The following is a 26,603-nucleotide window of genomic DNA, read 5'->3' as shown; positions in this document are numbered from 1 at the left end:
TTATTTGAGGTAGGTGCGCAGGATGCCCGCGATGTCGTCGGCGCCCCTGGCCCGCTCGTCGCCGGAGATATCGGGACTGGCCACGTGCTCGCGCAAGTGTTCTTCGATCACTTCCGCCATCAGGCCATTGACGGCGCCGCGCACGGCGGCGATCAGCTGCAGCACTTCGCCGCAGTCGCGCCCCTCTTCCAGGCCCCGCTCCAGGCCTTCCACCTGCCCCCGAATACGCTTCACGCGATTGAGCAGCTTCGTCTTGTTGTGCGCCGTGTGTCCCATGATTCCACCCTGATAAATACTATAGGGGGGTATACTATCAGAAAGCACCACACTACATCGACAAGGCATGCCCGCCTCAAGGAGCAGGCGCGATCTTTTGCAGCTTGCTGGCCAGCGAGGCATCGGACAGTTCGCCCAGATGCGTATCGACCAGGCGCCCCCGCGCGTCGTAGAACAGGGTGGTGGGCAGGGCCGAGGAACCGGCCGCCTTGCCGAGCGCCGCCCCGCTGTCGAGCACCACATTGCGCAGGGTCACGCCGCTCCGCTCCAGGAAAGCGCTGGCGGCAGCCGCATCCTCGCGCTGGTTCGCATACACGAAGGAGATATCGGCGCGCGCCTGCTGCGCGGCGGCCAGCACGGGCATCTCGCGCCGGCATGGCGGACACCAGCTGGCCCAAAGGTTCACCACCAACGGCTTCCCGCCGGCCAGCGCGGCCAGGCTCGTTGGCGCACCGTCGAGCGCATGCAGGGCCACGGCCGGCAAGGCCGTCGGCTTGTCGTAGGCCAGTGAGATCCCCGCGTTCAACACGCCCCAGGCCATTGCGCCGGCCGCCACGCTGATGGCCAGCGGACGGCGCATGGCCGCCATGGCGGTACGCCGGCAGCGCCACGCGGCAATGACCAGCGCGGCCGCGATGCCGGCCGGCGCGAGGAAGCCGCCATCGCGGATATTGATGATGGACCAGGGCGCCGCCAGGTACTGCTCGTGCCAGCGCAAGACGAATGCCAGCCGCGCCGCCAGCAGGCCGGCGATCAGCATGTCGGAAACGAGGGGACCGGCGTCCAGCAACTGGCGGGATCTGCGCAACCACCACGCCACGCCGTAGGCGACGCACAGGGAAACGAACAGCAGGACGAGGCCCGTGGGCAGGGCCAGGGGACCGATTTGCAGGGACAGCATGGGCGCTTTCATCAACAGTCAAGGCGCCCATTGTGCATCAAGCTCCGCCGGGCAGCGCCACGCGGCAAAGACGAGCGGGCCTTTTTCCTACGCCATGCACCGCAGCGCGCCTACCGTGCCGGCGGGCTGCCATGGGCATCATGGATGCCTGGCACACTCGCACGGGAGCAAGAGATGAACAAAGACATCAACAAGGTGGTGGCGAAGGGTGCGCCGGCGTCGGCACATACGGGCTGGACCCTCGGTGCGCTGGCCCTGGGCGCGGCGTGGCTGTTGGTCCGCAGCCGCAGCCGGCAGGCGGAGCGCGCGCATCCGCCGGCAGGCCAATTTCTCGATGTGCACGGCACCCGCCTGCACTACCTGAGCCAGGGTGAAGGTCCCGTCATCGTGCTGTTGCATGGAAACGGCGTGATCGCGGAGGATTTTCGCCATGCGGGCCTGTTCGAGCAGCTGGCGCGCACGCACCGCGTAATCGCCTTCGACCGGCCCGGTTTCGGCTACAGCAGCCGGCCGCGCGGCACGCTGTGGACGCCGGCCGCCCAGGCCGCGCTGCTGGCGGCCGCGCTGGAGCAGCTGGGCGTACACCGCGCCGTCGTGCTGGCGCACTCGTGGGGCACCCTGGTGGCGATCTCGATGGCCCTGCAGCAGCCGCAGCTGGTGCAAGCCCTGGTGCTCGCTTCCGGCTACTACTATCCCAGCGTGCGCTTCGATGTACTCACGGCAACGCCGGCCATCCCCGTCATCGGCGATGTGCTCAGCCATACCGTATCGCCGCTGCTGGGACGCCTGATGTGGCCCCTGCTGGTCAAACGCGCGTTCGCACCCTCGGCAGTGCCGGACAGTTTCAAACGCCTGTCGCCGTGGATGATGCTGCGTCCCGGCCAGCTACGCGCCGAGGCGGAAGAAACGGCCATGATGATCCCGAGCGCGGCGGTGCTGCGCAAACACTACCCGGAACTGCGCATGCCCGTGTCCATCGTGGCAGGACGCGAGGATGCGATCGTCAGCGCCAGCTACCACTCCGCGCGCCTGCACGATGAGCTGGACAACAGCGAACTGACCTTGCTGCCCGGCGCAGGCCACATGATCCAGCACCTGTCGCAACCCACCCTGCTGCGCGAAACGGCGCGCGTCGGATACGACGCCGGCATCGGACTCGGCCAGGAAGCAACAGGCGTCAGGTAAGCAGCGCCTCCTTGCGCACGAAATGCATGGCTTGCGGCTGGTCCACCAGCACGCACTGCTTGCCCGTGCGCTTGCAGTGGTCGTGCACGCGCCAATAGGCGTCGTGGCTGACGCAGCCCGTCTGGCAAATCACCAGGTCGGCCGCCACCAGGCCCGCTTCCAGGGCGGCCACATCATCGGCGCCGTCGTCGCCGCCCGCATGGTGCAGGAAGCGCCCGCCGGCCTGCTCGATGGCCTGCTGCGCCACGTTGGCGCCGGCGGCCTGCTGGCCCGCATTCGGGTCCAGATAGCTGCCCACATACAGCACGGCTTTTTCGCGCACGTCGGCCTGCATGGCTGGCACGGGCAGCCACTGCAGGCGCAGCAGCTCGCGCATCAGGTCCTGCACGCGCTCGCTGAGCCACTCGACCTTGCGCGCCAGCCGTGCCCGCGTCGGCAAGCCCGGCACGCTGGCCGCCAGTTCGGCCAGCTCGTCGCGCGCCAGCGCCAGCTGTGTATCGCGGATCACCACCTGCGCCCGCGCGCGCATCAATTCCGACTCCAGCTGCGCGATGCGGGTCGCCTGTTCGGCCTGCATCGAGCTGCAACGCGCCTGCGCGCGGCCGTACTCCCCCATCAGCACGCGATGCTCGTGCGCGATGCTCTCCTCGATACCATACAAACTGTCCATTGTGCCCTCCTCCACTGCCCGCGGCGCGCTGGCGCCCGCCCATCGTTCACGACCTTGCCTGAATTATAAATGAGAATCATTTCTATTTGTGCTTGAGCCGCGCTGCTGGCATGGGTATAGCCAGTGAGATACCCATCCTTGCATATATGCATTTCAATCGAATCGCGCTTGTTAAATAATTATTTCTAGGGTGTAATCTTACAAATAAATCATCGCGTCCACTGCAAATCCGTATCATCCGCCACACGGAGCGCCAGGCAATGTCCGATACCACCCACGCAAGCGCAGCATCCTCCTCATCCAGTTCGCCGTCGCCGGCGGGCGGCTTTTCGCAGGCCACGCGCCTGCTGAAGCTGAGCACGCCGCTGGGCCAGGATGTGCTGCTGGCCGAATGCGTGCGCGGCGAGGAAGGCCTGGGACTGGGCTATGTCTTCCACATCGCCGCCCTGTCGCTCGATGCGGCCATTCCTCTCAAGTCGCTGATCGGCCAGCCCATCCTGCTGGAATTGCGCACGGCCGCTGGCGCCGAGAACTGGCGCCCTTTCCATGGCCATGTCACTGCGGCCGAACTGGCGGGCGCGAACGGCGGCTTTGCCCGCTACAACCTGACCATGCAGCCGTGGACGGCCTTCCTGGCACACGGCCGCGACAGCCGCGTCTTCCAGGACCTGGCGGTACCGGACATCCTCGAAGTCGTCTTTACCCGCTACCAGGGCCAGGGCATGCTGGCGCCAGCCTGGCGCTTCGACCTGCTCGACCGCGCGGCCTATCCGAAACGCAGCATCTGCAGCCAGTACCAGGAAAGCGACTGGGCCTTTGCCGAGCGGCTGATGAGCGAGGAAGGCCTTTTTTATTATGCCGAACACACGGGCGACGCGGGCAGCGCCAGCCTGGGCAGCCATACCCTCGTCATCGCCGACCACAACGGCAGCTTCAAGCCCAACGCCCAGGCCAGCATCGCCTACAGCCAGCCCGGCGCCGTCATGCCGCAAGACACGATGGACCGCTGGCGCATGCAGCTGCGCCAGCAAACCAACGGCATCGAACTGTCCAGCTGGGACTACCGCGCGCTGGGCGGACGGCCCATCAGCGCCACTGGCGCCCATGACGGAACGATGGCACTGGTCAGCCGCGACGCGCCCGGCGCCTATGCCTACCCGTCGCGCGAGCACGGCCAACGGCTGGCCGAACGCCAGCTGCAGGCGCTGACGGCGGCCAGGGAAGTGTTTACCGGCGCCGGCACCGTACGCACCCTGGCGCCCGGCACCACGTTTACTCTAAGCGGCCAGGCGCAAACGGATGCGGCGGGCGGTGGCGACGCAGCGAGCTTCCTCGTCACCCGCACGGTGCACCTGATGCATAACAACCTCGATGCGGAACTGGGCGGCGGTATGCTGCAGCGCTTCGGCCGGGGCTTGCTCGACGCGCTGATCGGCGAAGAGGCGGCCGGCAGCCTGCACGCCGTCGGCGACTCCATCAGCGAACGCCCGCCCTACCGCAACCGCATCGACGCCATCCGCAGCAAAATCCCCTACCGCAGCACCTATGCCAACGGCCACGGCCAGTTGCTGCATCCGCGCCCCGTCATCATGGGCCAGCAGACGGCCATAGTCGTCGGCCCGGCCGGCGCCCAGCTGCATACGGACCGCGACCACCGCATCAAAGTGCAATTCCACTGGCAGCGCGGGGCGCAAAGCCATAGCCGGCTGGCGCATCCGGCCGCCGACGGCCACACGGGCGCGCCCGGCGACGACAGCGCCGGCACCTGGGTCAGGGTGGCCACGCCGCTGGCGCCCGTCGCCGGCGCCAACTGGGGCAGCAACGCCCTGCCCCGCGTGGGCCAGGAAGTGCTCGTCGACTTCCTGGAAGGCAATATCGACCGCCCCGTCGTCATCGGCACGCTGTACAACGGCCGCGGCCAGGCGGACGCGCAAAACAACCAGGTCAGCCAAGGCACGGGCGCGGCAACGGGCAACGCGCCGGCCTGGTTTCCCGGCCAGGCCGGCGCCCATGCCCATCCGGCGGCCTTGTCGGGCATCAAGACGCAGGCATTGCCAACGAGCCAGGGCGGCGGCGGCGCCTACAGCCAGCTGGTATTCGACGACAGCCCGGGCCAGGGCCGCGTCGCCCTGCAGCGCCACGCCGGCCCCCATCAGGGCACGGCCGAACTGAACCTGGGCCATTTGCGCCACCAGAGCGACAACCAGCGGCTGGCGCCTGCCGGCTTCGGCGCCGAGCTGAAAACGGAACACAGCGCCGCCCTGCGCGCGGGAGCGGGCATGCTGCTGTCGGCCCATGGCCGCGATGCCAGCGGCAGCCACATGGATGCGAAGGAAGCGCTGGAACAGCTCACGCACAGCTTGCAGCTGCAGACCTCGCTGGCTGAGCAGGCGCAAAAACATTTCGCGCTCGAGATGGCCAGCCCGGATACCGCCGGGACAGCCGCCCCGCCCCCCCCGGCCACGCCGGAGACGCCGGAGACGCCGTCGCCAGCCGCCCAGCTCCCCGCCCTCGCCCAGATGCAGCACAGCATCGAGGCCCTGGGCGCGACGGCCGAGGGCGCCGCCGCTGCGGGCCAGGACCAGCAGGCGGCGGGCGGCGAAGGCCAGGCCAGCGCGTATGGCGACCCGCTGCTGCAATTATCCAGCCCGTCCGGCATCGCCGCCACCACGCCGGCCAGCGCCGTGCTGGTCGCGGGCGGCAATGGCAGTCTGGCGGCGGGCGCAGATCTCAACTTTGCCGCGCAGGGCAACAGCCTGTACGCGCTGGGCAAGGGCATCAGCCTGTTCACCTACGGCAAGGCCAACAGCAAGGACAAGCCCAACCAGGAAACGGGCATCCGCCTGCATGCGGCAAGCGGCAAGGTCAGCAGCCAAAGCCAGTCCGATGCGACACGGCTGACGGCGGACAAGGCCGTTACCGTCAGCAGCACTGCCAAGAGCGTCACGGCGGCGGCCAAGCAGCACATCCTGATGACGGCCCAGGGCGCGTACATCCGCCTCGAAGGCGGCAACATCATGCTGCATGGCCCCGGAAAAATCGATTTCAACGCCAGCATGAAGGAATTGACGGGGCCGGCGAGCAGCCAGCTCACCTTGCCGGCGATGCCCAGCCTGTCGGCCATGTCCTCCATCAATGCCGCCGGCCCCTACACCGGCCGTTATGCCCTGAACAAGAATATCGATAATACGTTCCAGGGATATCGCTACAAGATCGAATCGAATAAACAACTGCTGGCTCAAGGGAAGACGGACAAGGCGGGATACACCTCGTTCGTTGATACCGCACAGCGCAGCATGGTGAAAGTCTACAAGGCCATCATGCGCGACGATCAGAAAATTCATGAGCCGTGGGCCGCAGCACTGGAGCGTGCAACCGCCACCCGGCCTGACGATGTCGGCGGTGCGGCAGATGCGTTGGCTGACGACTATCTCGACCAGTACGGAGAGGACGTCTGATGCCAATCCCACTCGTTGTTGTTGCGCTGGGTGAAATCGCATTGCAGGCCGGCGCATGGGCGTGGCGCGGCTATCGGGCCTATGAGACGGTGCAAACGGCGCTGGAGGCCGCCGAAATGGCCAAGTCGATTGCGCAGAGCAAGGAACTGATCAAGCAGAAGATTCGCGGCGTCATCGATAGCATGTCGCAAGAAATCGACGTCAAGTGTTCGACCTTTGCACTGGTCGATCCCGGCGGAAAAAGCACCGTATCGCGCAGGGGCGGCGAAAATATCGAGTGGAAAGAATACATCGAGCGCAAGATCCCTTTCCGTCCCGCTATCAGCATCGTGTGCCAGCTGGCGCTGGAGTCACCGATCAAAGTGCCGCGGCGTATGCGCAGGAAGCTTGGAGGGGCCATTCCCGAAGGTATGATTGAAGTCACCTTGAAGCAAACCACGGCGTCGCTGATGTTCGAGACCATCGACCTGATGCTCGACTGGAAAAGCCCTTTAAAAGCCGAGCCGAACTACAGCCGCGCAACCCAGAAGGCGTATCTGGGCACGCCACCCACGCGCCCGCAGCGGCTCAGTGAAGTCTTCCCATTCTGGCCCCGCCCGCGCGGCAGCCTGGCGCCCGACCTCGTGATTCCGGAATACCGGCAAATGCCATGGGAAATCGACAATGTATTCGCGGCGGTGGAGATCAAGTTTCCGAATGATTGGGTGCAGGTAAAGCAGATGAGAGATTATGTGGAGCTAATGACGCCCAAGAGCGGCATCGCCAGGGAAAAAATCGGCCAGGACCGGGTCGCATTGCTGCGTGTACCGGAAGACTGCATAGGCGTCGCAGCGAAGGAACCTAAAGAGAAAAAGAACGAACAGGAAACCAGATTGAGGAATAGACGATGAGCACAACGGAACGTTTTTTTACTGCCGAAGATGTAGAGGGAATGGTTGCGGACCTCAAGGAATGGCCAAACATGTCCTGTGACGATGGAAATCAAGATCTTGGTGTGTCTCCATTTATTACTTTCTATTTCCTCTATAACACTAAGCATCACCTTGATACGTCACTGCTGATGGTGGGTATTCATGAGGAATTTGAACGACTGACAAGGAATCCCTATCTTATTGGCACGCATCCCGATTCGGAACGTCCTCACCCTTACGGCTCAAAGCGTTTGCCAGATCTGCGTGAATTTGCTCGAAAAACAAGAAAAACAGACTATTTCGCCTTCAATTTTACCGATCAGAAAAAACATAACTCGTCTCCTTCTACTGCTGGATATTTCTGGAAAATGCGGGACTATATGAATGACAATCCCGAACCATCAAACAAGGTTTACTCATCCATTCAATTCTACTATCGCTGGTCATGGTGGAAGGACAACAAGAATGCGTGGCGGCAGTTTGTTCTGGAAACCATAGAAAAACTAAAACCTGATCAGGTTTACAGCGGCTTTTCGATGGCCAATCCGCTTTCCTTCGGCACCCGCTCGGAAGTGACCGTGTGGGAACGCTCTCTGGCGCCGCGATTTTTTGGTTTGGACATTGATTATCCTTTTTCCATGAACGGCTCGCTGGCAGACGGCATCCGCCCGCCAACCTGGGGCTTTTTGCTATCGGATACGTGGCGTGAAAAATTGGACCTGAGCCGCGACCAGATAAAACTCAGCCTGCAGCATCCGCAAATCCGGATCGACGAGCTCGATTCCGGCCTATGGATCGAACTAGGCGAGGAGCCGGCGCTCTACCCGGTAGAGGACGGCGTGCCGGAATTGCCGGCGCTGCTCAACAAGCTGCTCAAGCCGATCCGCAACGACCACATGGCCCTGCTGGGCTTTGGCCAATGGGACGGCGATCCCAACGAACGCTTCAACGATGCCGACTCGCTGCGCTGGATGCGGCGCTTCGATGCCGACAGCGACTGGCCCAGCGCCGAGCTGCGTCAGCGCCGCGATGACGGCGGCCCGGATGACGCCGCGTCAGCACAGGAGCCATTGGAATTGCGCGCCTACGCCAGCGAGGCCTGCCCGCAGGCCGGACAATGGCAAGCGCTGGACATTCCACCGCAAACCCGGCGATTTGAACAGGGCGAGATCATGAGCAATCTCGATTCCGCCTATGGCTTGACGGTGTGGCGCTTCCTGAACGCATGAAGAAACAGCGACAGTAGTGATGTTCGAGACCATCGACCTGATGCTCGACTGGAAAAGGCAATCATGCATTGCGGTTCGAGCATGCGCATACCTTCTTTGACACGAATACAATTTACGCAAGAAAAAAGCACGTAGCCATGGAAGATTTACCGTTTCATCAACGACGTAGACAGCATTTTCTCCATGAAGAACTTTATCAAAAAACACGGACAAATCAACTTTCCTTGATCCGGGGAGGAGAGGAAAACAGAAAGGATGCATATTCGATTGGCGAAAGTTCCTCCGTTCATCATTTTCTGTATCTGGAATTGCTCTGGATATGGATGCTTGACTACACGGCAGGCATAGCCCTCGATCAACTGGCGCCTCGAATCGCCGATATTGTGGACAAATTTGAAGAGTGGAACGAAGTGGATCAAAAGTATCAGCAGGAGTGTACGCTGAAGCTGCCTGAATATGGGCCGCATACATATTCGGGGGCGCCCGATTTCTCGATACTTTCCGACTTCGAAGACACGCTGCAACTGCTGAGCATTGCCGTTTTGGCGCGCGATCAGCGTTCTGTCCAACGCATCATCCACGTACTACGTAGCCATCGCGGTCAAGATGGCCTGTTCGAGCAATTGATCAGTGCTTATACCGACAACGTCGTCGAGCGCGATACCTGCGTACTTGGCGCCCCTTATGACACCTTGCTACGTGTGTTTTATGAAGAAGACAAGACGGCCACACTCACCTTGCTCAAGAAATATCTGCAACAGTGGTATCCGGCAATGAAGGATCATCCACGCTGGCATGACGAGCATCTTAGAATCAGCGAAGGGGGCTATGCCGGCTATTATGGCTATTGGGCATTTGAAGCCGGAGCGGCGGTCTTTATTCTCGACCTGGACGACAGCGCTATTGATCATCTTGTCTACCCCAAAGACCTGGTCAATTATGGCCGCAAGTTACGCGCGGAACACCGTTACACCAGTATGGATACAGACTTAATAAATAAGGCCGGTCGTATTGAGGGCGGCCAACCCTGCCCGCAAACTGGGTTCTGGGAAACACCAGCAAAGTTACACAGCCGTAGCCATTTTGAGCAAGGTGACAGATTGCCAATTTTCAATGACTCTAAATATGGAGAAACCATTTGGTATTGGAGTACGGAACAGTAGCCGCCATTACAGCATGGGAGAAGCTTCCCTCGAAATTCGTCGGCGCTGAGATAAATTAACGTTCCAAGGTGTTTAGCTTACAGGGAAACAATGAGTACCAGTCCATTCAATGCGCGGCGCCGGCAAAAATTTCTCCATGAAGACATTTACCATAACACGCGAAAAAACCAACTCAAATTATTCGAAGGACAACTTCTCAAAAAAAATATCGCTGAGTCGGCACAAAGTCAAACTGTCATTTACCAGTTTTTGTATTTGGAAGCGTTCTGGATATGGATACTCGACTATACGGCAGGTGACCCGATTGATGCACTGGCGCCGCGCATTGCAGACATCGTGGATAAATTTGAAGAATGGAACGAGGTGGATCAACTCTATCAGCAAGAATTGGCGCTCGATTTTCCAGAAGATGGGCCATATGAATATGAGGGTGCGCCGCAGTTTTCCACCCTTTCCGACTATGAGGACACACTACAACTGCTCAGCATCGCCATCCTGCTGCGCGATCAGCGATCGGTGCGACGTATTATTCACGTACTGCGCAGCCACCGTGGCCGCGATGGGCTGTTCGAGCAATTAATTGGCGAAAATGTCGAGGACAGTCAAGACCTGGACACCTGCATTATCAGCAAGCCCTACAACACCTTGCTGCAAGTATTCTATGAAGAAGACGACAACGCTGCCTTAGCCCTGCTCCAGAAGTATTTGAAACAGTGGTATCCGGCCATGAAAAATCATCCACGCTGGTACGATGAGCATCTCAACATCAACGAGGAAGGCTATGCCGCGTATTACGGTTACTGGGCCTTTGAAGCGGGTGCGACCGTCTTTATACTCGACCTAGACGACAGCCAGATCGACCATCTGGTCTACCCCAAAGATCTGGTCGACTATGCGCGAACATTATGGGAAGAAGGCCGCTACACCAGTCAGGAAACAGAGCCACTGATACGCAAGGAGCGTGTCGAGGGCGGCCTGCCCTGCCCGCAAACAGGCTTCTGGGAAAACCCAGCAAAGTTGCACAGCCGTAGCCATTTTGAGCAAGGCCAAGTGATGCCTGTTTTTGATGACGCTGCATACGGTGAAACCATCTGGCATTGGAGTGAAGAACAATAGCCAATTTTCCATCTGGCACAATCAGCGACTGGCCCAGCGCCGAGCTGCGCCAGCGATCAGAAAAAACGACGGAAAAACAATGATGACAACCCCGTTCGACATGCGTCGCCGACAGCAATTTCTCTACGAATATCTTTATAACAAAACGAGGGTAAATCAATTTTCGTTAATTAATGCGGGCATTGAAAACAAAAAAGTAGCCGACTCGACGCTGGAAAATTCCTCAGTGTATCAGTTTTTATATTTAGAAGCGTTCTGGATATGGATGCTCGACTATACGGCGGGCGAGCCGATCGCTGCACTGGCGCCGCGCATCGCAGACATCGTGGATAAGTTTGAAGAGTGGAATAAGGTCGATCAATTCTGTCAACAGGAAGCAGCGCTCGAATTTCCAGATTATGGGCCTTACGAATACAGTGGAGCGCCAGATTTCTCCATTCTTTCCGACTATCAGGACACACTGCAACTGCTCAGTATTGCCATCTTGCTGCGCGATCTACATACGGTCAAACGTATCGTTCACATCCTACGCAGTCATCGTGGCGTCGATGGATTATTCGAGCAACTAGTTGATGGCTATGTTGAAGATGGACAAGCCCTCCACACCTGTATCATCGGCAAGCCCTATGACACCCTGCTGCAAGTGTTCTATGAGGAAGATGAGAAGGCCACGCTCGACCTGCTCCAAAAATACCTGAAACAGTGGTATCCGGCCATGAAAAATCATCCCCGCTGGTACGACGGACATCTAAGAATCCGGGACGAAGGCAACGCGCCCTATTACGGTTACTGGGCATTTGAAGCGGGTGCGACGGTTTTTTTACTCGACCTGGACGACAGCCAGATCGACCATCTTGTCTATCCCAAGGACTTGGTCGACTACGCACGCCAGTTGCGTAAAGAAGGCCGCTATACCAGCCTGGACACAGAACCGCTAATGCGCAAGGGACGCGTCGGGGGCGGCCAACCCTGCCCCCAAACTGGCTTCTGGGAAACCCCAGCAAAATTACACAGCCGTAGCCATTTTGAGCAAGGCCAAATCATGCCTGTTTTTGATGATGCGGCATACGGTGAAACCATCTGGCATTGGAGTGAAGAACAATAACCAATTTCCCATCTGGCACAGCCAGCGACTGCCCCAGCGCCGAGCTTCGTCAGCGCATGAGCCTTTGGAACGGCGCACCTACGCAGGCCGGTCAGCGGCAAGCACTGGACATTCGGCTGCTAACCCGCAGATTGGAACAGGGCGAGATCATGAGCAATCTGGATGCTGCCTGTGGCTTGACGGTGTGGCATTTTCTGAAGGTATAAAAAACAACGACGTGAGAGGAGAAAAGATGAGCACAACGGAACGTTTTTTTACTGCCGAAGATGTAGAGGGAATGGTTGCGGACCTCAAGGAATGGCCAAACATGTCCTGTGACGATGGAAATCAAGATCTAGGTGTGTCTCCATTTATTACTTTCTATTTCCTCTACAACACTAAGCATCACCTTGATACGTCACTGCTGATGGTGGGTATTCATGAGGAATTTGAACGACTGACAGGGAATCCCTATCTTATTGGCACGCATCCCGATTCGGAACGTCCTCATCCTTACGGCTCAAAGCGTTTGCCAGATCTGCGTGAATTTGCTCGAAAAACAAAAAAAACAGACTATTTCATTTTCAAATTTACCGATCAGAAAAAACATAACTCGTCTCCTTCTACTGCTGGATATTTCTGGAAAATGCGAGATCATATGAACGATGATTCAGATCCATCAAACAGGGATTACTCATTCATTCAATTCTACTATCGCTGGTCATGGTGGAAGGATAACAAGAATGCATGGCGGCAGTTTGTTCTGGAAACCATGGTAAAACTAAAACCTGATCAGGTTTACAGCGGCTTTTCGATGGCCAATCCGCTTGCTTTCGGCACCCGCTCGGAGGTGACCGTGTGGGAACGCTCTCTGGCACCTCGATTTTTTGGTTTGGACATTGATTACCCTTTTTCCATGAGCGGCTCGCTGGCAGACGGCATCCGCCCGCCAACCTGGGGCTTTTTGCTATCGGATACGTGGCGTGAAAAATTGGACCTCAGCCGCAACCAGATAAAACTCAGCCTGCAGCATCCGCAAATCCGGATCGACGAGCTCGACTCCGGCCTATGGATCGAACTGGGCGAGGAGCCGGCGCTCTACCCGGTAGGGGACGGCGTGCCGGAATTGCCGGCGCTGCTCAACAAGCTGCTCAAGCCGATTCGCGACGATCACATGGCGCTGCTGGGCTTTGGCCAATGGGACGGCGATCCCAACGAACGCTTCAACGATGCCGACTCGCTGCGCTGGATGCGGCGCTTCGACGCCGACAGCGACTGGCCCAGCGCCGAACTGCGTCAGCGAGCAGCAAAAACGACGGGAAAACAATGATCACCGCCCCGTTCGACGTGCGGCGCCGGCAGAAATTTCTCTACGAAGATCTTTACCATAAAACGCGGGAAAATCAACTCGCGATAATAGATGTTGAACTCGAAAATAAAAGAATAGCCGACTCAATGCAGGGAAATGCTTCCGTCCATCATTTTTTGCATTTAGAAGAATTCTGGATCTGGATGCTCGACTATACCGCTGGTGAGCCAATCGAGGCACTGGCGCCGCGCATCGCGGGTATCGTGGATAAATTTGAAGAATGGAATGAAGTCGATCAACTCTATCAGCAGGAAGCGGCGCTCGATTTTTCAGAAGATGGGCCATATGAATACGAGGGTGCGCCGCAGTTTTCCACCCTTTCCGATTATGAAGATACACTTCAACTGCTCAGCATCTCCATCCTGCTACGCGATCAGCGGTCGGTGCGACGCATCATCCACGTGCTGCGCAGCCACCGTGGCCACGATGGGCTGTTCGAGCAATTGATTGGCGCATATGTCGAGGACAGTCAAGACCTGGACACCTGCATTATCAGCAAGCCCTACGACACGCTGCTGCAAGTATTCTATGAGGAAGACGACAACGCTGCCTTAGCCCTGCTCCAGAAGTATTTGAAACAGTGGTATCCGGCCATGAAAAATCATCCGCGCTGGTACGATGAGCATCTCCACATCAACGAGGAAGGCTATGCCGCGTATTACGGTTACTGGGCCTTTGAAGCGGGGGCGACCGTCTTTATACTCGACCTGGACGACAGCCAGATCGGCCATCTGGTCTACCCCAAAGACCTGGTCGACTATGCGCGAAAACTATGGGAAGAAGGCCGCTATACCAGTCAGGATACAGAGCCACTGATACGCAAGGGGCATGTCGAGGGCGGCCTGACCTGCCCGCAAACCGGTTTCTGGGAAACCCCATCAAAGTTGCACAGCCGTAGCCATTTTGAGCAAGGCCAAATCATGCCTGTTTTTGACGATGCGGCACATGGCGAAACCATCTGGTACTGGAGTGAAGAACAATAATGAGTACAAGGGACAGTTTTCTTGGCAATGACGATATCGAAGGATTTGTTTCCGATCTCAAGGAGTGGCCGAATTCATCTTATGGAAATGACCAGGTCACACATAATGTCAGCCCTTTCGTCAGCTTTTATTTTCTCTACGATAGCAAGCATCATCTTGATACGTCATTGCTGATGGTGGATATACATGAGAAATTTGAGCACCTGACGGGAAACCCCTATCTTGTCGGCACGCATCCCGATTCGGAACGTCCTCACCCTTACGGCTCAAAGCGTTTGCCAGATCTGCGTGAATTTGCCCGAAAAACAAAAAAAGAAGACTATTTCGCCTTCAATTTTACCGATCAGAAAAATCATATTTCCTCACCTGCCACGGCAGGATATTTTTGGAAAGTTCGGGACTATATGAACGACGACGCGGTGCCTTCAAACAGAACCTATTCGTCGATTCAGTTTTACTATCGTTGGTCATGGTGGCTCGAAAATAAAGACGCCTGGAGACAATTTGTCCTTCAAACGGCTGGAATCCTTGATGCTGCACAGGTATACAGCGGCTTTGCCATGGCGACGCCATTGGCGTATGGCTCCCGATCGGAAGTCTCAGTCTGGGAACGTTCTCTGACAACCCATTTTTACGGACTTGATATCGATGATTATCTCGGCATGCACGGTGAATTGGCGGTAGGTATCCGTCCCCCCACGTGGGGCTTTCTGCTGTCGGACACCTGGCGCGAGAAACTGGATATCACCCGCGGCCAGGTCAAGCTCAGCCTCCATCATCCAAACATCAAAATAGAAGAACTCAGCGTGGGGCTATGGATTGAATTGGGCGAAGAGCCGTCGCTTTACCCGGTTGAAGATGGTGTCCCGGCACTGCCGGTATTACTCAACAAATTGCTCAAGCCGATACGTCATGATCATATGGGCCTGCTAAGTGGCGCCCAATGGGATGGCGACCCCAACGAGCGCTTCAATGACGCCGACTCGCTGCGCTGGATGCGGCGCTTCGACGCCGACAGCGACTGGCCCAGCGTCGAACTGCGCCAGCGAGCAGCAAAAACGACGGAAAAACAATGATCACCGCCACGTTCAACGTGCGGCGCCGGCAGAAATTTCTCTACGAAGATCTCTACCATAAAACACGGGAAAATCTGCTCGCATTAATTGAAGTCCGACTTGCAAATAAAAAGATAGTGGAATCAACGCTGAAAAACTCTGTGGCGCATCAGTTTCTGTATTTGGAAGCGTTCTTGATCTGGATGCTGGACTACACAGCGGGTGAACCGATCGATGCACTGGCGCCGCGTATCCCCAGCATCGTGGACAGGTTTGAAGGATGGAATGAGATCGATCAATTCTGTCAACAGGAAGCGGCGCTTGAGTTTCCGGATTATGGACCGTACGAATACAACGGAGCGCCGGACTTTTCCACCCTTGCAAATTACGAGAACACGCTACAACTACTCAGCATTGCGATATTATTGCGCGATCAGCGCTCGGTCATGCGCATCATCCGCATATTTCGCAGTCACCGAGGACAGGACGGCCTGTTTGAACAACTAATTGGCGCATATGTGGACGATGAGATGCCCCTCGATACCTGCGTACTGGGCCAGCCCTACGAGACGTTGCTGCAGACGGTATATGAAAGCGATGAAGGTGCGGCACAAACTCTCATTAAAAAATATTTGAAGCAGTGGTACCCTGCCATGAAGGATCATCCACGCTGGTACAACGGCCATCTGCGCATTAGCGACGAAGGCTACGCTCCCTATTACGGTTACTGGGCATTTGAAGCGGGTGCGACGGTTTTTTTACTTGACCTCGATGACAGCGGTATCGATCATTTCGCCTACCCGACAGATATCGTTGCGTATGGGCGTGCACTGCGCGAGGAAAACCGTTATACCAGCATAGATATGAATGCGGCGGACGATGTCGGACATGTCGAAAGCAAACAGCCCTGCCATGACACGGATTTTCGGGAGTAAGCATGCAGACTCTGGACGAACACACTTTTTTGGCGAGGCGCAGGGAACCGCTGCTGTCCTACGCGATTTACCTTGAAAGCAAAGACAGCCAGGACGAGTGCTTCGACATGGTGGAGGCAGGCTTGCAACAGCCTGCTGAAGTACTGCAAAATATCCCGCCAGAAAACTTCATGACGGCCACGCGCCAGCGGGCATGGGATGGCATCGACCTGCTCAGCCTGGCTTACAGCGCTGGCCATACGACAGCCGATCTGCGCGCGCTGTACCCCACGGTACTGGAATACTGGGAAGAGTATGCCAGCTATGACAGGGCTTTTGACGTGCAGGCCGGCGCTGCGGAACGGGGGTTTCCCCACTTCGCCCTGCCTGGTGACGGCTACGAGCAGGTCAACCGGATGATCTGCCTTGGCATTCTCCTGGGTTGGGGCAATTTGCTACCGCGCCTGGCGCCTGTCATCGATTTCAACAACCCTGAAAAAGATGGGCTGGTCGAACGCTTGCTGGCATTTTCCGTCGATGGCAGGGAGACCGCCTGGCCAGCATGCACGCGCCGCCTGCCCTATTTCAAGACACTCAAGATATTCGCGGCAGAAAAACAGGCGCGTCCGGCGCTGATGCAGGACTATCTGGACAAATGGTATAACGCCAGCCGCCGCGAACCCTACTATGGCAGCCACGAGCGTGACACGTCATTTTCAGGCTACTGGTCATGGGAAGCGGCAGCCATCACCTGCCTGCTCGATATCGACGACAGCTGCTATCGCGATGCCGAATTCTATCCCGCCGACCTGGTGGCATTCCACCGTCAGCCACTCTCTATATGATTGGAGCCAGCATGCGCAGCAAACCCGCCGTGATCGCAGCCTGCCTCATCTTCGCCACGCCCGCGCTGTCGCTCGCCGCCGACACGCCTTTCCCCGGCATTTACTCCGTCATCGATCCCGTCACGGGCATGACACAGGATGTGCTGAAGATCAAACCCTTCATCGATGGCGAATTCAACGTCTTTCCCCGTTTCGCGGGCGAACGGGCATGGGCCGGAGTGCTCTCCGCCAAGGTCATGGGCGCCAAGGATCGCTACCTGGCGGAACCATTATTCCCTCAGGACGGCAAGGTGCGCGCCCTGGCGATAGAGGACATCGGCTACCTCTACTACACGCCCGGAGGAAGTTATTCGCGCGACGGCCGCTCGGATACCGGCTACCTGAGCCATATCTTTGCCATCGGCATCAAGTTCATGCAGCGCCGTCCGCTGCTGGCAGGCCATGCCGAACGGGGCGAGCGCGGCCAGCATGACTACCGGCCCGGGGCCAATGAGGCAAAGATAGCGGTCAGCACCTTGAACTACAGCGCCCGCTCCATCCAGGTCGGCGTCAGCGATGCCGGCAATCCGGCCAACGCCGTCGATACCGATCCCCTGAACCCTTACATGAGCAGCGCCGCCAATTGCTGTTTCTACCTGCCAGCCGCCCCACAGAAGCCGGTACAGCTCAACATCGAGTACCGCTGGCTGCCGGACGGCAAGCCGGAAACGCGCACCTTGCCGCTGCCGGCCGGCACTGCCACCGAGGAACTGCTGGTCATCGTGCAGGCCGATGGCAAGCTGGCGCTGGAATTTCGCGCCCCGCACGCGTCGCTGTCGATGACGGCCGATGGCAGTGTCGAGGCGGGCAATGGCCGGCTGTATCCGGCCCTGCCCGCCGCCGAGCGCAAGGCCGTGCTGGCCGCGGAACTGGCGCGTCAAAAAAATTCGCTACAAGACATCACCAGGAAACTGGAGAAAATGCCCGCGACGACAGCGATGCAGCTCACACAGCAGGTGGCTGAACAGGTCGCAGAGCGGCAGAGCGCCGTGACCTATCTGGAAGCGTTTTCCGCATGCAAAGCGGCCGTGCGCGAGTGCGACAAGCAAGCCAGGGCGGCGGTCCGCGCCAGATAGCGGCAAAGCCCGTTTCTGCTAGGCTATCGCCGTATCGCCACCTGCCGACGCTTCTTTCGGCACCAGCATCGCCTCTTTTACGCCGCCCAATTCCGGTTTTGAACCCTCATATCGCCAGTAAAGATATTTCTTGCCTCGTTTCCCCATGAAATACTGCCGGTTTCGGGACCAGCGACTGGCTTCAACAAAGCCGATACTGGCGTCAGTCATCTGATTCTTGAATCCCGCAACAGAATCATGCACATAACGATCAAAGAATTTGTCAAATAAAGTCCGCTCCGCAACCGACATCGACTTTCGGAGCTTGCCTTTCCAGGCATCGTAGATCGCGTCTTCCAGCGGTTCCGTCGCACTACGAAAAAAGCCTGTCTTCTTTTCTGCGATGTTCTGCACGTCGCGTTCCCATTCGCTGTCCGTCGTGGTCATGTATTTATCCGGCGTGGCATACATGACGGACTGCCCCTTTGCGATGATGGCTTCGCGTTCTTTGCGCGCCGCGCGCTGGCGTTCCGTGCGCCCCCAGCGCCAATGATAGTAATTGTTCATGTGGCTGATGACTTGTTTCTCGAGCCGCTTGTCTGCGCTGACGTGCTTCATGTAGGTGTCGAAGCATCCCTGCAATTCGCTGCTGATGTTAAACAGCGAGCCATAATCCTGAAGAACCTCTTCGGGAGACTTGAACGGCACCCCCGCCGCATATGCCGACAGATACATATTGCACAGCGGAATGCGCGACAACTCGTTTGAGCGTCCCTCCTGATTCATGTCGTCATAACCGCCGCCCACGTCGGAGTGTGCCCCGGGATAAAGGGTTTCCCGGCAGTTTGAGTCAGTGGCCTGATCGATTCGAATAGAATCGGATGGAAATTTCTCCCGCACTTCATGCGCTGCGACATAATGTTCGCAGAAGCGCACGTATGGTGGAATACGCAGATCGGCGGCCCATTCCGCATGGCCGCCCTCGTCTGCCAAATACATCACGCCCCCCCACACAGGCCCCAGGTAATATTTGAGATCGGACTCAAGGCGACTGCCGCCAAACCCCACCGAGGCCACGGTATCAAAAATGCCGAGGAAGTAGATCACCAGACGCGGCTGAATAAATCCGCCACTTTTGGTCCAGATCAGCCCATCTCCTTGCTGATAACATTGTCCAGCCAACTGACGTACAAAGGCCCGCGCCTGGGCTGCCCCCCGGCTGAAGCCAAACACCGCAACATTGATTTGATTTACATGCGGCATGTGTTTGTCCACCCGCATCTTGAACTCCTTCAGCATCCAGCTGATCCGGGCCTGCCCTTTTGCAGCAGATGCCATGCCGAGCGCCCCATCGATTCCATCACCACTATCCTGAACCTCTGGAAACGGCGTGCCGACCCCTGGCGCATATATCGCGTAGGTCTTGTTTTTTTCATCTTCAGCCGTATGCGCAAATTTTCCCAATTTCGCAATATTGCTGTACTTCACCTTCGACGAAGCCAGCGAGCCATTACCATCTTTTTTGAAATTATTTCCAGTTCCGTCAAAAAAACAACTGATCCAGACGGGCTTTCGGCAATCCGATTCCTTCGCACATTTTTCCAGTTCCTTGCGATATATTCCTCGCGCAAGCCGCTCACTCTTCGTGACGTCGCTAAGCCGGCGTATCGTTGGATTGCTCATGGTCTATTCCCTGTGCGGTGTCCGCGGTATGCCATAAAAAGGATTCTCGATTTCCTGCTTGCAGAACTGGCCTTGGGGAAGGTGCGCCGAATGCAGTTTTACCTGCTCGGCAGCAAGCGGCGCCTGCGTCTTGAATGTGCCCAGATGTGCCTGAACCGTACCATCGGCAAGAAAGTGCAAAAGCACGATGGTTGGGCGCTCGGGCCCTTTGGCGGGCAGGATGTCAACAGTAGCCTGACACCAGCGGCTTCCAGGAGCACTCATCCTGGAAGTGCGTTCGTCATAGTCGACACTCGATTTTCCATCGTGGTAGGTAGTATCGAAAACCACGCTCCAAACCACGCGCACGCGCAGCGGTTTATCCACAGGACTATCCCAGATGAAACAGCAATTTCCACTGCTGAAACTGACTTTTTCACCATTGTCCATTTCCGCCTCGCTTGCGTCGCGAAAAAAAATGGAACCACCGCTGGGCGCTTCATCGACATTGAATGGCAGTGAAATGCCCTTGAATGCGATCGAATAAATATCGTACGGCGTGTAGTTATATGACGTGGTAGTGAAGGTTTTCTCGTTTAATTCCTGTTGCAAGCGTTCTTCCTTCGCCCTGGAATCGCAAGCGGCCAAAATAAATAGACATAATACGATGGAGGTCAGTTTTTTCATGTCGGGATCGCATTCATATTGGAAGCGGAAACTTCTTCGAGCGCAGCCCATTGCCCAGGAGTCCAGGCCAGGATCCGGTCACTGAAGGACTGCGCCGTTCCTTCGGCCTGCAAAGCGATGGCGGCGAGTGGCGCCAGATGAAAATCGGCGCCTAACATGAGCGACAACATGCAGTAACTTTTCAAGTCTGTGGGCGAACTTAATCCATATGCCTGCGCCCTGCCCAGTTGTTCAAAAAAAAAGTCGTAGCGCTGATCCGGAGGCAAACCATCGAGCGCCTGCGGATCATCGCTCTCCATTTGCTTCATCAGCATGTACGGCGATGCTCTATTCATCAGTTCGAGATATTGATGTTGTGTCAAAAGCATGCATTCACTGCCAGGCGGGGCAGGCGCCTCATTTTTCTCTCCATGTACAATTTGTAGCACCCCACGCACGTCCTTGTACAACCAGCCCGTGATGCCTGCGAGTGCAATCTTGCGCTGCGCCGTTTTCAGCACGTCCAGCCAGTGCGGCAGGATAAGCGGATCGTAGTAGCGCATGATCCACTCGGTACCATCATCGTGCACCACCTCTGTCAACCAGGTCAGCCGTTCTAACAATTGCTGCAGGGGCTGGCCAGAAACAATCAGCGACATAAAATTGGCGCTGCCGGCAGTGCACAGCAATTTGGCGAGCAAGGGACATTTCTCGCGCTGCATATGCCGCAACAATATCGGGCCAGCGTACAGGGCGTCCGGCTCAGCCAATTCACCCAACAGGGAATACAACTCAACGCTGTGATCGCCAGGCAAGCGGATACGGGCCACACCATCCAACTTGGCGCCATCAATCAAGCTGTAGAGGGACTCCCCCTTGTCGAGAGCAGGACTATCGAGCAGCGCAAGCAACTGCAAACCACACGCGGGGGTCCCGCCATCGTTTTCGCGCATGATCACTCCCCCTTCGCGGCAAAGGGCGAGCCGCTCCTGGCCGCATTTAACAGACATTCCTTGCAAATACTGCGAGGCATTACCGGCAGTGGATAGCTTGCACGGGATGGCCCGTCAAAACTCTTCTTGCCAGCATGCACCGTGATCTTGCCCGGACACTGCACGGTGATGTTGCCGCCCTCGATCGTGATATTCGCCCCGCCCGCCGTCGACAGGCGGATGCTTTTGGCCGCCGCCCAGTCGATGTGCGCGGCGGCGCTGATGATATTGACTTCCTCGCGCGCCTGCACGTTGAGCACGTCGGCCTGCGCCTGCAGGTCGATGGCTTGTTTGGCGGCGATCAGTTGCAGGCCGATATTGTTCTCGCCCGCCTTGACGACGCCAGCCAGCGCGCCGATGGCCTGGCCGCTGTGCACGCGCAGCTGGCCGCCGCCGACGAACTGGGTGTCCTGACCGCTCATCAGGGAAGTGGTTTCGCCATTCGCCAACTGAATATCCTGGCCCGCCAGCACGCCCAGGCCGGCGCGCGCGGCGATGGCGATGATGGCGTCGCTGCTGTGCGGCAGCTTGTCGTCGCCGGGACTGGTCGGCTTGCCCGCCGCGTCGCGCCGCGCGGCGGCGGTGCTGTCCTGGCTCAGCATGCCGGAAGCGGTGGTGAGAAAGGCTTGCAGGGGCGCCGCCTTTTCGTCCAGCACGCTGGTGTTCGCCTTGGCCGGGCCCAGGTGGCTGGCATATGCGACCGTCTTGTGCGTGACGGCGGCGGCGCTGAAGGTTTCGCCCAGCTTGGCCGCCTGCTTGAGCAGGACCATGCCCGGCGCATTGTCGCCGGCCGGATCGCGCGCCTGCGCGTCGTGGTTGACGAGGTAGCTGGAAATCAAGAGCCCGGCCCCGGCCCGCACGGCGCCGTAATCGTCGGTGCGCAGTTCGGCGCCCAGGCCGCGCAGGCTGCCCCGGTAATTGTCGGCCGCATGGATCAGGTGACCAAGACCGAGCGCGCTGGCCGCATGGCTGCTCTTGAGCTCGATGCGCCCTTGCTGGTCCGTATCGTCGAACAGCAGCTGGTTATAGCCAGAGCCGGAGCCGGCGGTACCGAATTCCTTGCTGCGGATGCCCCATTGCGCGGCGCCGTTGCGGTGGCCGGCGCTGCCGCCGGCCGCGCCATGCCAGAGCGGGCTGTTGCCGCCCGCCACGTTGCCCTGGGCCGAGGGCGCATGGTCGCGCGCCGGCTCGAACACGCTGGCGTCCGCGGGTTTATCCGTGATGCCGCCCGGCGTGGGCGCGACGCCGCCCTCGCCCTGCCCGTTGTACAGGGCGCCAACGATGATGGGCCGGTCGATATCGTTTTCCAGAAATTGCACCAGCACTTCCTGGCCGATGCGTGGCAGGAACTGGCTGCCCATGCCGCCGCCGGCCGCGCGCTGCGCCACGCGCACCCAGCAGGTGGCGCTGCCGTCAAGTTGCCAGTGGAAACGGATGCGCACCCGGCCCAGCTTGTCGCAATGGATTTCGCTGCCGCCGCTCGCGCTGGCGCCGCCGTCGGCGCCGACGACGATGGCGCTCTGGCTGCCGCAGGCCGTCGGCTTCGGGTGATGGCGTATATCGTCCGTATCTTGCAGCGGCCGCCATGGCGTGTCGGCCGCGATGGCGTCAAGATGATTGGCATAGCCGCTCTCGAAGGCCTGCGCGATCACCTGGGCGAGAGGCGCCACGCCCATCGACGGCGAGGCCAGGCCGGCGAACGCTGTTTGCAAGGTTTCCTGCAACAGTTCCGGGATCGGGCCGAACAGTTCAGCCAGGCCCTGCCTGGCGGGCGCCGGCAAGTTATTCACGCCTACGCTGCACACGCGCAGCACGACCAGCGCCGGCGCCTCGGCACCGTCCTGCTGAAGCGGTCCCTGCGTCAAGGTAAAGCGAGTGCCGGCACGCAAGGTGCGCACGGTCGAACGGGCGTGCCAGCGTTCGCCGCGCGCTTCGATCGCCTGCATCTGCAGCAAGGCATAGCGTTCGGCCTGGGCCGCATCGGCATAGAAATACTGGCCTGGCGCATCATAGCTTTCCAGCGCGGGCGCGTTTTTCCCGCCCGGCGCCAGCCGCGTCGGCACGCTGGCGCTGACGGCTTTCTTGGCCTTGTAGTCATAGCTGAGCACTGTCGCCACCGCCGTGCACAAAGCGCGTGACCGGCCGAGCGCCTGGATGGAGTCGGCCTGTTCCATGGCCCGCGCGCCATGAAATCGGATGCCGCCGCCTTGCGCGCTGCTGGCGTCTTCCGGCACCGCGCTCAAGGCGCTGCTGTCGGCGAACAGTACCAGGCAATGTCCGCCATCGTGTTCTTCGAAACGCCAGGCCAGGCCTTCTTCGCTCAGCAGCCGCGTGACGAAGGCCAGGTCCGACTCGCGGTACTGGCAGCAATAGCTGCGCGGCTGCGCCTCGGCCATGAACGGCCCCGTGTCGCCGCTCCAGCGCCAGTCGGCTTGCGGCGCGTAGGCCTGGAACACGCTGTCGACGATCTCGATCACGCTCTTGTCTTGCCAGACGCGGCTGTTGCGTACCTGGCTCAACAGCCATAGCCACGGCGTCAGGCGCAGCCGGAAACGGGCCAGTCCGCCGTCGCTGCCCAGCATCGCCGCTTCACTGATATAGCCGCTGAAGACGGCACGGCTACCGTCGGCCAGGCTGGCGTGCAGCGCGGCCGGCTTGCCCAGCAGCGGCGCCAGCGCCACGTTGGCATCTGTCGACAGCACGATGATGTCGCGCACGCCCACCGCCTGCAACTGCTCGTCGGCGGCAAACGCTTCCACCAGCCACTGTGCCGTCCCGCCCTCGCCGCCGTCCAGCGACAGCTCGTACAGCCGCGTCACGCTGCTGAAACCAGCCAGGGAGGCGTTGACCTGATCGGCGCTTGCCGCACTCATTTCCCGCCTTTCGCGGCAGCTTGCCCGGCCTGGCATTGCGCGTTGTCGCCATGGCCCTGGCAGGCGCGCGCGTGGCACGCCACGGCGGCATCGCGCTTGAGCGCCGCGCATTGCCGCAACTGGGCCCGCAGGCCCGCAGCGGTTTTCTTTGGCGCCGGCGCGGCCTGCGCATGGGCCAGCAGGGCCGACAGCAAGGCGATATCGCTGTCTTCCGCGCGGCGGGCGGGCGTTGCCGCAGGCACTTTCGCCGGCGTTTTTTTGGCCGTGGGGCGAGCCGCCCTGGCCACCTGTTTCGCCGCAGCGGCCGGTGGCGATGGCGTTTCCAGCGCCTTGCTCAGCACATCGCCGGGGTGCGCGGCACTCGCGTTACTGGCAGCGGCAGTGGCGACAGTGGCTGCCGCGCCGGCATCGAGCATGTCGCTCAGGCTCTGCTGCGGTACGGCGGCGGACGGCGCCTCGTCATGGATGCTGGCGGCCGCCGGCGGCGCTTCCACGATGGCGGGCGCGGTGGTGGCGACGGGCAGGGCAACCGGCGCCGCCAGCCCATCGTCGTCTCCAGCCCGTTCTCCGCGCTGTCCCAGCCAGACGCCAGCGGCCACCAACAGCAGCAGCGCGGCCCCCGCTCCCATGCCCTTGCGCAGGGACAGCCTGCCACGCCTGCTCCTGGCGGACGAGCCGGTATTGCCACCCTCGAGCGTGGTCAGGATGCGGTTACGGTCGGCCTCCGCCTGCTGCGCCTGCGTCAACAGGCTGGGCCGGGCCGGGAGCCGGGGGCTATCGTCATGAGTTCGCAAAATGTGCGCTCCTGTAATATTTGCAAGACTTTACGCTATTCAACAAAATCATGACGCGTGCCATAAAATCAACAGTGCGCCCCCCCGCACAATTGAAAAACGCCCGCCTTAATTATCAGTTTTGTAAGATATACTTCCAGGCAATATCCATCGATTCCCTGTTTTCGCCCGATGGACAGCACCGTTCCGCAGCCAAACATTTTTGATTGAGGTTAGCGTGTTCCTACTCGCGGTAGCGCTGTATTTCATACTGGCATGCCTGATCAGCTGGCTGGTCCTGTTCCCTGCCGGGCGCGATTTCGTGCTGCACGCCGTCGATGGCGCGGAGCAGCGCCTCGCCGCCTGCCTGCAGCGCGTGGCCAGGCGCCAGCAGACGGGCATGGCCAGCCTGGGACAGCGCATCGCCACGCTGCTGGCCCGCACTGCCGACCTGCTGCGCCGTCATTACCTGCTGTGTCTCGCGGGCGTGGCCGCGATCAGCCTGCCGACCCTGCTGGCCCTGATGGCCGACAGCAAATCCATGCTGGGCGCCTACGATGTATCGACGCGTGAAATGAATACGCAGGTGGCCAGCCTGCTGCAGGGCGAACAGCTGGTGCCCCCCGTCGACCTGCCGCCGCTCGTGTTTGCCACGGAAGAAGTGCGCCAGGAGCGCCCGCTGCTGGTATCGGCCAGCCGCAACTGGACCTTGCTGAATGTGGAATATGCGCAGCGCCTGCTGCTGGTCTTCAAGATCATGAAGGAAAAACATGGCTACGAGATGGCGCTGCTGGAAGGCTACCGCAGCCCCGAGCGGCAAACCATGTTGGCGGGCATGGGGCCCAACGTCAGCAACGCGGCCGCCTTTCAAAGCTGGCACCAGTACGGCCTGGCGGCCGACTGCGCCTTCCTGCGCAATGGCAAGCTGATCATTTCCGAGAAGGATCCGTGGGCCATGCGCGGCTACCAGCTGTATGGCGAAGTGGCCGAATCGGTCGGCATGACGTGGGGCGGACGCTGGAAAATGATGGATTTCGGGCATACCGAGCTGCGCCTGCCCGGCGTAATGAAAAAACACTGAGAGGAGCGCATATGGCCGGTCCCGTAATCAGATTAGGCGACAAGACATCGCATGGCGGCACCGTGCTGGAAGCATCGGCGGTGAGCGACAGCGGCGGCATCGGCATGGCTCGGGTCGGCGACAAGGTAGCGTGTCCCCTGCCCGGCCATGGCGTCTGCCCCATCGTCAGCGGCGACCCCAGCCTCATCGTCGATGGCAAGCCCGTGGCGCGCCACGGCGACAAGACCGCCTGCGGTGCGCTGCTGATCGCCAGCCAGCAAGCCACCACCGACCAGGCATGACGGCCCTGCCCGTATGCGGAGG

The 26,603-nt window shown here is 59.4% G+C and carries 23 protein-coding genes; 15 read left to right on the top strand and 8 right to left on the bottom strand.

Annotated features, from left to right (window positions below; translation table 11 throughout):
• Together MRBLMS1_RS12150 and MRBLMS1_RS12145 are read right to left on the bottom strand one after the other, a co-directional pair.
• Entirely contained in the window at window positions 1-276 is a 276-nt protein-coding gene (locus MRBLMS1_RS12150) for a metal/formaldehyde-sensitive transcriptional repressor (RefSeq protein ID WP_034784058.1), read from the bottom strand.
• Window positions 277-352: 76 nt separating this feature from the next.
• Complete coding sequence (locus MRBLMS1_RS12145) at window positions 353-1,177, bottom strand: redoxin family protein (RefSeq protein WP_485879559.1); 825 nt, start codon at window positions 1,175-1,177, stop codon at window positions 353-355.
• A gap of 174 nt (window positions 1,178-1,351) precedes the next feature.
• On the opposite strand from MRBLMS1_RS12145, the gene MRBLMS1_RS12140 reads away from it, so the two are divergent.
• Window positions 1,352-2,362, top strand: a complete 1,011-nt coding sequence (locus MRBLMS1_RS12140) for an alpha/beta fold hydrolase (RefSeq protein WP_485879558.1) — start codon at window positions 1,352-1,354, stop codon at window positions 2,360-2,362.
• On the opposite strand, the gene MRBLMS1_RS12135 is transcribed toward MRBLMS1_RS12140, so the two are convergent.
• Complete coding sequence (locus MRBLMS1_RS12135; RefSeq protein WP_485880080.1) at window positions 2,355-2,891, bottom strand: DUF2325 domain-containing protein; 537 nt, start codon at window positions 2,889-2,891, stop codon at window positions 2,355-2,357. The genes MRBLMS1_RS12140 and MRBLMS1_RS12135 overlap by 8 nt on opposite strands.
• A gap of 401 nt (window positions 2,892-3,292) precedes the next feature.
• Between MRBLMS1_RS12135 and MRBLMS1_RS12130 the strand changes: the two genes are divergently transcribed.
• From MRBLMS1_RS12130 to MRBLMS1_RS12075, 12 genes are all read left to right on the top strand, one after another.
• On the top strand, window positions 3,293-6,490 hold the full coding sequence (locus tag MRBLMS1_RS12130) for a type VI secretion system Vgr family protein (protein WP_485879557.1): 3,198 nt from the start codon (window positions 3,293-3,295) through the stop codon (window positions 6,488-6,490).
• Window positions 6,490-7,380 carry a VRR-NUC domain-containing protein gene (locus tag MRBLMS1_RS12125; RefSeq protein WP_485879556.1) on the top strand — a complete coding sequence of 297 codons (891 nt, stop codon included), beginning with the start codon at window positions 6,490-6,492 and terminating at the stop codon, window positions 7,378-7,380. Before MRBLMS1_RS12130 ends, MRBLMS1_RS12125 begins: the two co-directional genes overlap by 1 nt.
• The gene (locus tag MRBLMS1_RS12120) at window positions 7,377-8,630 is read left to right on the top strand and encodes a type VI immunity family protein (RefSeq protein WP_485879555.1); all 1,254 of its coding nucleotides are present in this window, start codon (window positions 7,377-7,379) and stop codon (window positions 8,628-8,630) included. The genes MRBLMS1_RS12125 and MRBLMS1_RS12120 overlap by 4 nt, the downstream gene beginning before the upstream one ends.
• 137 nt (window positions 8,631-8,767) lie before the next feature.
• Entirely contained in the window at window positions 8,768-9,793 is a 1,026-nt protein-coding gene (locus MRBLMS1_RS12115; protein ID WP_485879554.1) for a PoNe immunity protein domain-containing protein, read from the top strand.
• A gap of 90 nt (window positions 9,794-9,883) precedes the next feature.
• Window positions 9,884-10,909 carry a PoNe immunity protein domain-containing protein gene (locus tag MRBLMS1_RS12110; RefSeq protein ID WP_485879553.1) on the top strand — a complete coding sequence of 342 codons (1,026 nt, stop codon included), beginning with the start codon at window positions 9,884-9,886 and terminating at the stop codon, window positions 10,907-10,909.
• Entirely contained in the window at window positions 10,860-12,014 is a 1,155-nt protein-coding gene (locus MRBLMS1_RS12105) for a PoNe immunity protein domain-containing protein (RefSeq protein WP_485879552.1), read from the top strand. The genes MRBLMS1_RS12110 and MRBLMS1_RS12105 overlap by 50 nt, the downstream gene beginning before the upstream one ends.
• On the top strand, window positions 12,001-13,323 hold the full coding sequence (locus tag MRBLMS1_RS12100; RefSeq protein ID WP_485879551.1) for a type VI immunity family protein: 1,323 nt from the start codon (window positions 12,001-12,003) through the stop codon (window positions 13,321-13,323). Before MRBLMS1_RS12105 ends, MRBLMS1_RS12100 begins: the two co-directional genes overlap by 14 nt.
• Window positions 13,320-14,345, top strand: a complete 1,026-nt coding sequence (locus MRBLMS1_RS12095; protein WP_485879550.1) for a PoNe immunity protein domain-containing protein — start codon at window positions 13,320-13,322, stop codon at window positions 14,343-14,345. The genes MRBLMS1_RS12100 and MRBLMS1_RS12095 overlap by 4 nt, the downstream gene beginning before the upstream one ends.
• Window positions 14,345-15,421: a type VI immunity family protein gene (locus MRBLMS1_RS12090; RefSeq protein WP_485879549.1), complete on the top strand. Its 1,077-nt coding sequence runs from the start codon at window positions 14,345-14,347 to the stop codon at window positions 15,419-15,421. The genes MRBLMS1_RS12095 and MRBLMS1_RS12090 overlap by 1 nt, the downstream gene beginning before the upstream one ends.
• Window positions 15,418-16,335: a PoNe immunity protein domain-containing protein gene (locus MRBLMS1_RS12085; RefSeq protein ID WP_485879548.1), complete on the top strand. Its 918-nt coding sequence runs from the start codon at window positions 15,418-15,420 to the stop codon at window positions 16,333-16,335. Before MRBLMS1_RS12090 ends, MRBLMS1_RS12085 begins: the two co-directional genes overlap by 4 nt.
• Before the next feature lie 2 nt (window positions 16,336-16,337).
• Window positions 16,338-17,159: a PoNe immunity protein domain-containing protein gene (locus MRBLMS1_RS12080; RefSeq protein ID WP_485879547.1), complete on the top strand. Its 822-nt coding sequence runs from the start codon at window positions 16,338-16,340 to the stop codon at window positions 17,157-17,159.
• 11 nt (window positions 17,160-17,170) lie between these two features.
• Entirely contained in the window at window positions 17,171-18,274 is a 1,104-nt protein-coding gene (locus MRBLMS1_RS12075) for a hypothetical protein (RefSeq protein ID WP_485879546.1), read from the top strand.
• Window positions 18,275-18,292: 18 nt separating this feature from the next.
• On the opposite strand, the gene MRBLMS1_RS12070 is transcribed toward MRBLMS1_RS12075, so the two are convergent.
• The 5 genes from MRBLMS1_RS12070 to MRBLMS1_RS12050 are packed head-to-tail and all read right to left on the bottom strand — an operon-like array spanning window position 18,293 to window position 25,240.
• Entirely contained in the window at window positions 18,293-19,936 is a 1,644-nt protein-coding gene (locus tag MRBLMS1_RS12070) for a T6SS phospholipase effector Tle1-like catalytic domain-containing protein (protein WP_176390242.1), read from the bottom strand.
• Window positions 19,937-19,939: 3 nt separating this feature from the next.
• Window positions 19,940-20,602, bottom strand: coding sequence for a hypothetical protein (locus MRBLMS1_RS12065; RefSeq protein WP_485879545.1), 663 nt, complete (start codon window positions 20,600-20,602; stop codon window positions 19,940-19,942).
• Window positions 20,599-21,534: a DUF4123 domain-containing protein gene (locus tag MRBLMS1_RS12060; RefSeq protein ID WP_485879544.1), complete on the bottom strand. Its 936-nt coding sequence runs from the start codon at window positions 21,532-21,534 to the stop codon at window positions 20,599-20,601. The genes MRBLMS1_RS12065 and MRBLMS1_RS12060 overlap by 4 nt, the downstream gene beginning before the upstream one ends.
• Window positions 21,535-21,536: 2 nt before the next feature.
• Window positions 21,537-24,446 (bottom strand): type VI secretion system Vgr family protein, encoded by a 2,910-nt coding sequence (locus MRBLMS1_RS12055; RefSeq protein WP_485879543.1) that lies wholly within the window; start codon window positions 24,444-24,446, stop codon window positions 21,537-21,539.
• Window positions 24,443-25,240, bottom strand: a complete 798-nt coding sequence (locus tag MRBLMS1_RS12050) for a hypothetical protein (RefSeq protein ID WP_485879542.1) — start codon at window positions 25,238-25,240, stop codon at window positions 24,443-24,445. The genes MRBLMS1_RS12055 and MRBLMS1_RS12050 overlap by 4 nt, the downstream gene beginning before the upstream one ends.
• A gap of 217 nt (window positions 25,241-25,457) precedes the next feature.
• Between MRBLMS1_RS12050 and MRBLMS1_RS12045 the strand changes: the two genes are divergently transcribed.
• Together MRBLMS1_RS12045 and MRBLMS1_RS12040 are read left to right on the top strand one after the other, a co-directional pair.
• On the top strand, window positions 25,458-26,300 hold the full coding sequence (locus tag MRBLMS1_RS12045) for a M15 family metallopeptidase (RefSeq protein WP_485879541.1): 843 nt from the start codon (window positions 25,458-25,460) through the stop codon (window positions 26,298-26,300).
• An 11-nt stretch (window positions 26,301-26,311) separates the two neighbouring features.
• Window positions 26,312-26,581, top strand: a complete 270-nt coding sequence (locus MRBLMS1_RS12040) for a PAAR domain-containing protein (RefSeq protein ID WP_456149211.1) — start codon at window positions 26,312-26,314, stop codon at window positions 26,579-26,581.
• Window positions 26,582-26,603: the final 22 nt, after the last annotated feature.

Origin of the sequence: Massilia sp. LMS1-1-1.1 (assembly GCF_040815535.1) — a bacterium.
Taxonomy (GTDB): Bacteria; Pseudomonadota; Gammaproteobacteria; order Burkholderiales; family Burkholderiaceae_D; genus Janthinobacterium; species Janthinobacterium aestuarii.
Note: the sequence above shows the minus strand (reverse complement) of the source record. Positions and strands in the feature narration are given on the sequence as shown.

What these genes read in the sequence shown, in the direction of transcription:
- MRBLMS1_RS12150 (WP_034784058.1), bottom strand. Translation starts at nt 276, where the DNA reads ATGGGACACACGGCGCACAACAAGACGAAGCTGCTCAATCGCGTGAAG.
- MRBLMS1_RS12145 (WP_485879559.1), bottom strand. Translation starts at nt 1,177, where the DNA reads ATGCTGTCCCTGCAAATCGGTCCCCTGGCCCTGCCCACGGGCCTCGTC.
- MRBLMS1_RS12140 (WP_485879558.1), top strand. Translation starts at nt 1,352, where the DNA reads ATGAACAAAGACATCAACAAGGTGGTGGCGAAGGGTGCGCCGGCGTCG.
- MRBLMS1_RS12135 (WP_485880080.1), bottom strand. Translation starts at nt 2,891, where the DNA reads ATGCGCGCGCGGGCGCAGGTGGTGATCCGCGATACACAGCTGGCGCTG.
- MRBLMS1_RS12130 (WP_485879557.1), top strand. Translation starts at nt 3,293, where the DNA reads ATGTCCGATACCACCCACGCAAGCGCAGCATCCTCCTCATCCAGTTCG.
- MRBLMS1_RS12125 (WP_485879556.1), top strand. Translation starts at nt 6,490, where the DNA reads ATGCCAATCCCACTCGTTGTTGTTGCGCTGGGTGAAATCGCATTGCAG.
- MRBLMS1_RS12120 (WP_485879555.1), top strand. Translation starts at nt 7,377, where the DNA reads ATGAGCACAACGGAACGTTTTTTTACTGCCGAAGATGTAGAGGGAATG.
- MRBLMS1_RS12115 (WP_485879554.1), top strand. Translation starts at nt 8,768, where the DNA reads ATGGAAGATTTACCGTTTCATCAACGACGTAGACAGCATTTTCTCCAT.
- MRBLMS1_RS12110 (WP_485879553.1), top strand. Translation starts at nt 9,884, where the DNA reads ATGAGTACCAGTCCATTCAATGCGCGGCGCCGGCAAAAATTTCTCCAT.
- MRBLMS1_RS12105 (WP_485879552.1), top strand. Translation starts at nt 10,860, where the DNA reads ATGACGCTGCATACGGTGAAACCATCTGGCATTGGAGTGAAGAACAAT.
- MRBLMS1_RS12095 (WP_485879550.1), top strand. Translation starts at nt 13,320, where the DNA reads ATGATCACCGCCCCGTTCGACGTGCGGCGCCGGCAGAAATTTCTCTAC.
- MRBLMS1_RS12090 (WP_485879549.1), top strand. Translation starts at nt 14,345, where the DNA reads ATGAGTACAAGGGACAGTTTTCTTGGCAATGACGATATCGAAGGATTT.
- MRBLMS1_RS12085 (WP_485879548.1), top strand. Translation starts at nt 15,418, where the DNA reads ATGATCACCGCCACGTTCAACGTGCGGCGCCGGCAGAAATTTCTCTAC.
- MRBLMS1_RS12080 (WP_485879547.1), top strand. Translation starts at nt 16,338, where the DNA reads ATGCAGACTCTGGACGAACACACTTTTTTGGCGAGGCGCAGGGAACCG.
- MRBLMS1_RS12075 (WP_485879546.1), top strand. Translation starts at nt 17,171, where the DNA reads ATGCGCAGCAAACCCGCCGTGATCGCAGCCTGCCTCATCTTCGCCACG.
- MRBLMS1_RS12070 (WP_176390242.1), bottom strand. Translation starts at nt 19,936, where the DNA reads ATGAGCAATCCAACGATACGCCGGCTTAGCGACGTCACGAAGAGTGAG.
- MRBLMS1_RS12065 (WP_485879545.1), bottom strand. Translation starts at nt 20,602, where the DNA reads ATGAAAAAACTGACCTCCATCGTATTATGTCTATTTATTTTGGCCGCT.
- MRBLMS1_RS12060 (WP_485879544.1), bottom strand. Translation starts at nt 21,534, where the DNA reads ATGCGCGAAAACGATGGCGGGACCCCCGCGTGTGGTTTGCAGTTGCTT.
- MRBLMS1_RS12055 (WP_485879543.1), bottom strand. Translation starts at nt 24,446, where the DNA reads ATGAGTGCGGCAAGCGCCGATCAGGTCAACGCCTCCCTGGCTGGTTTC.
- MRBLMS1_RS12040 (WP_456149211.1), top strand. Translation starts at nt 26,312, where the DNA reads ATGGCCGGTCCCGTAATCAGATTAGGCGACAAGACATCGCATGGCGGC.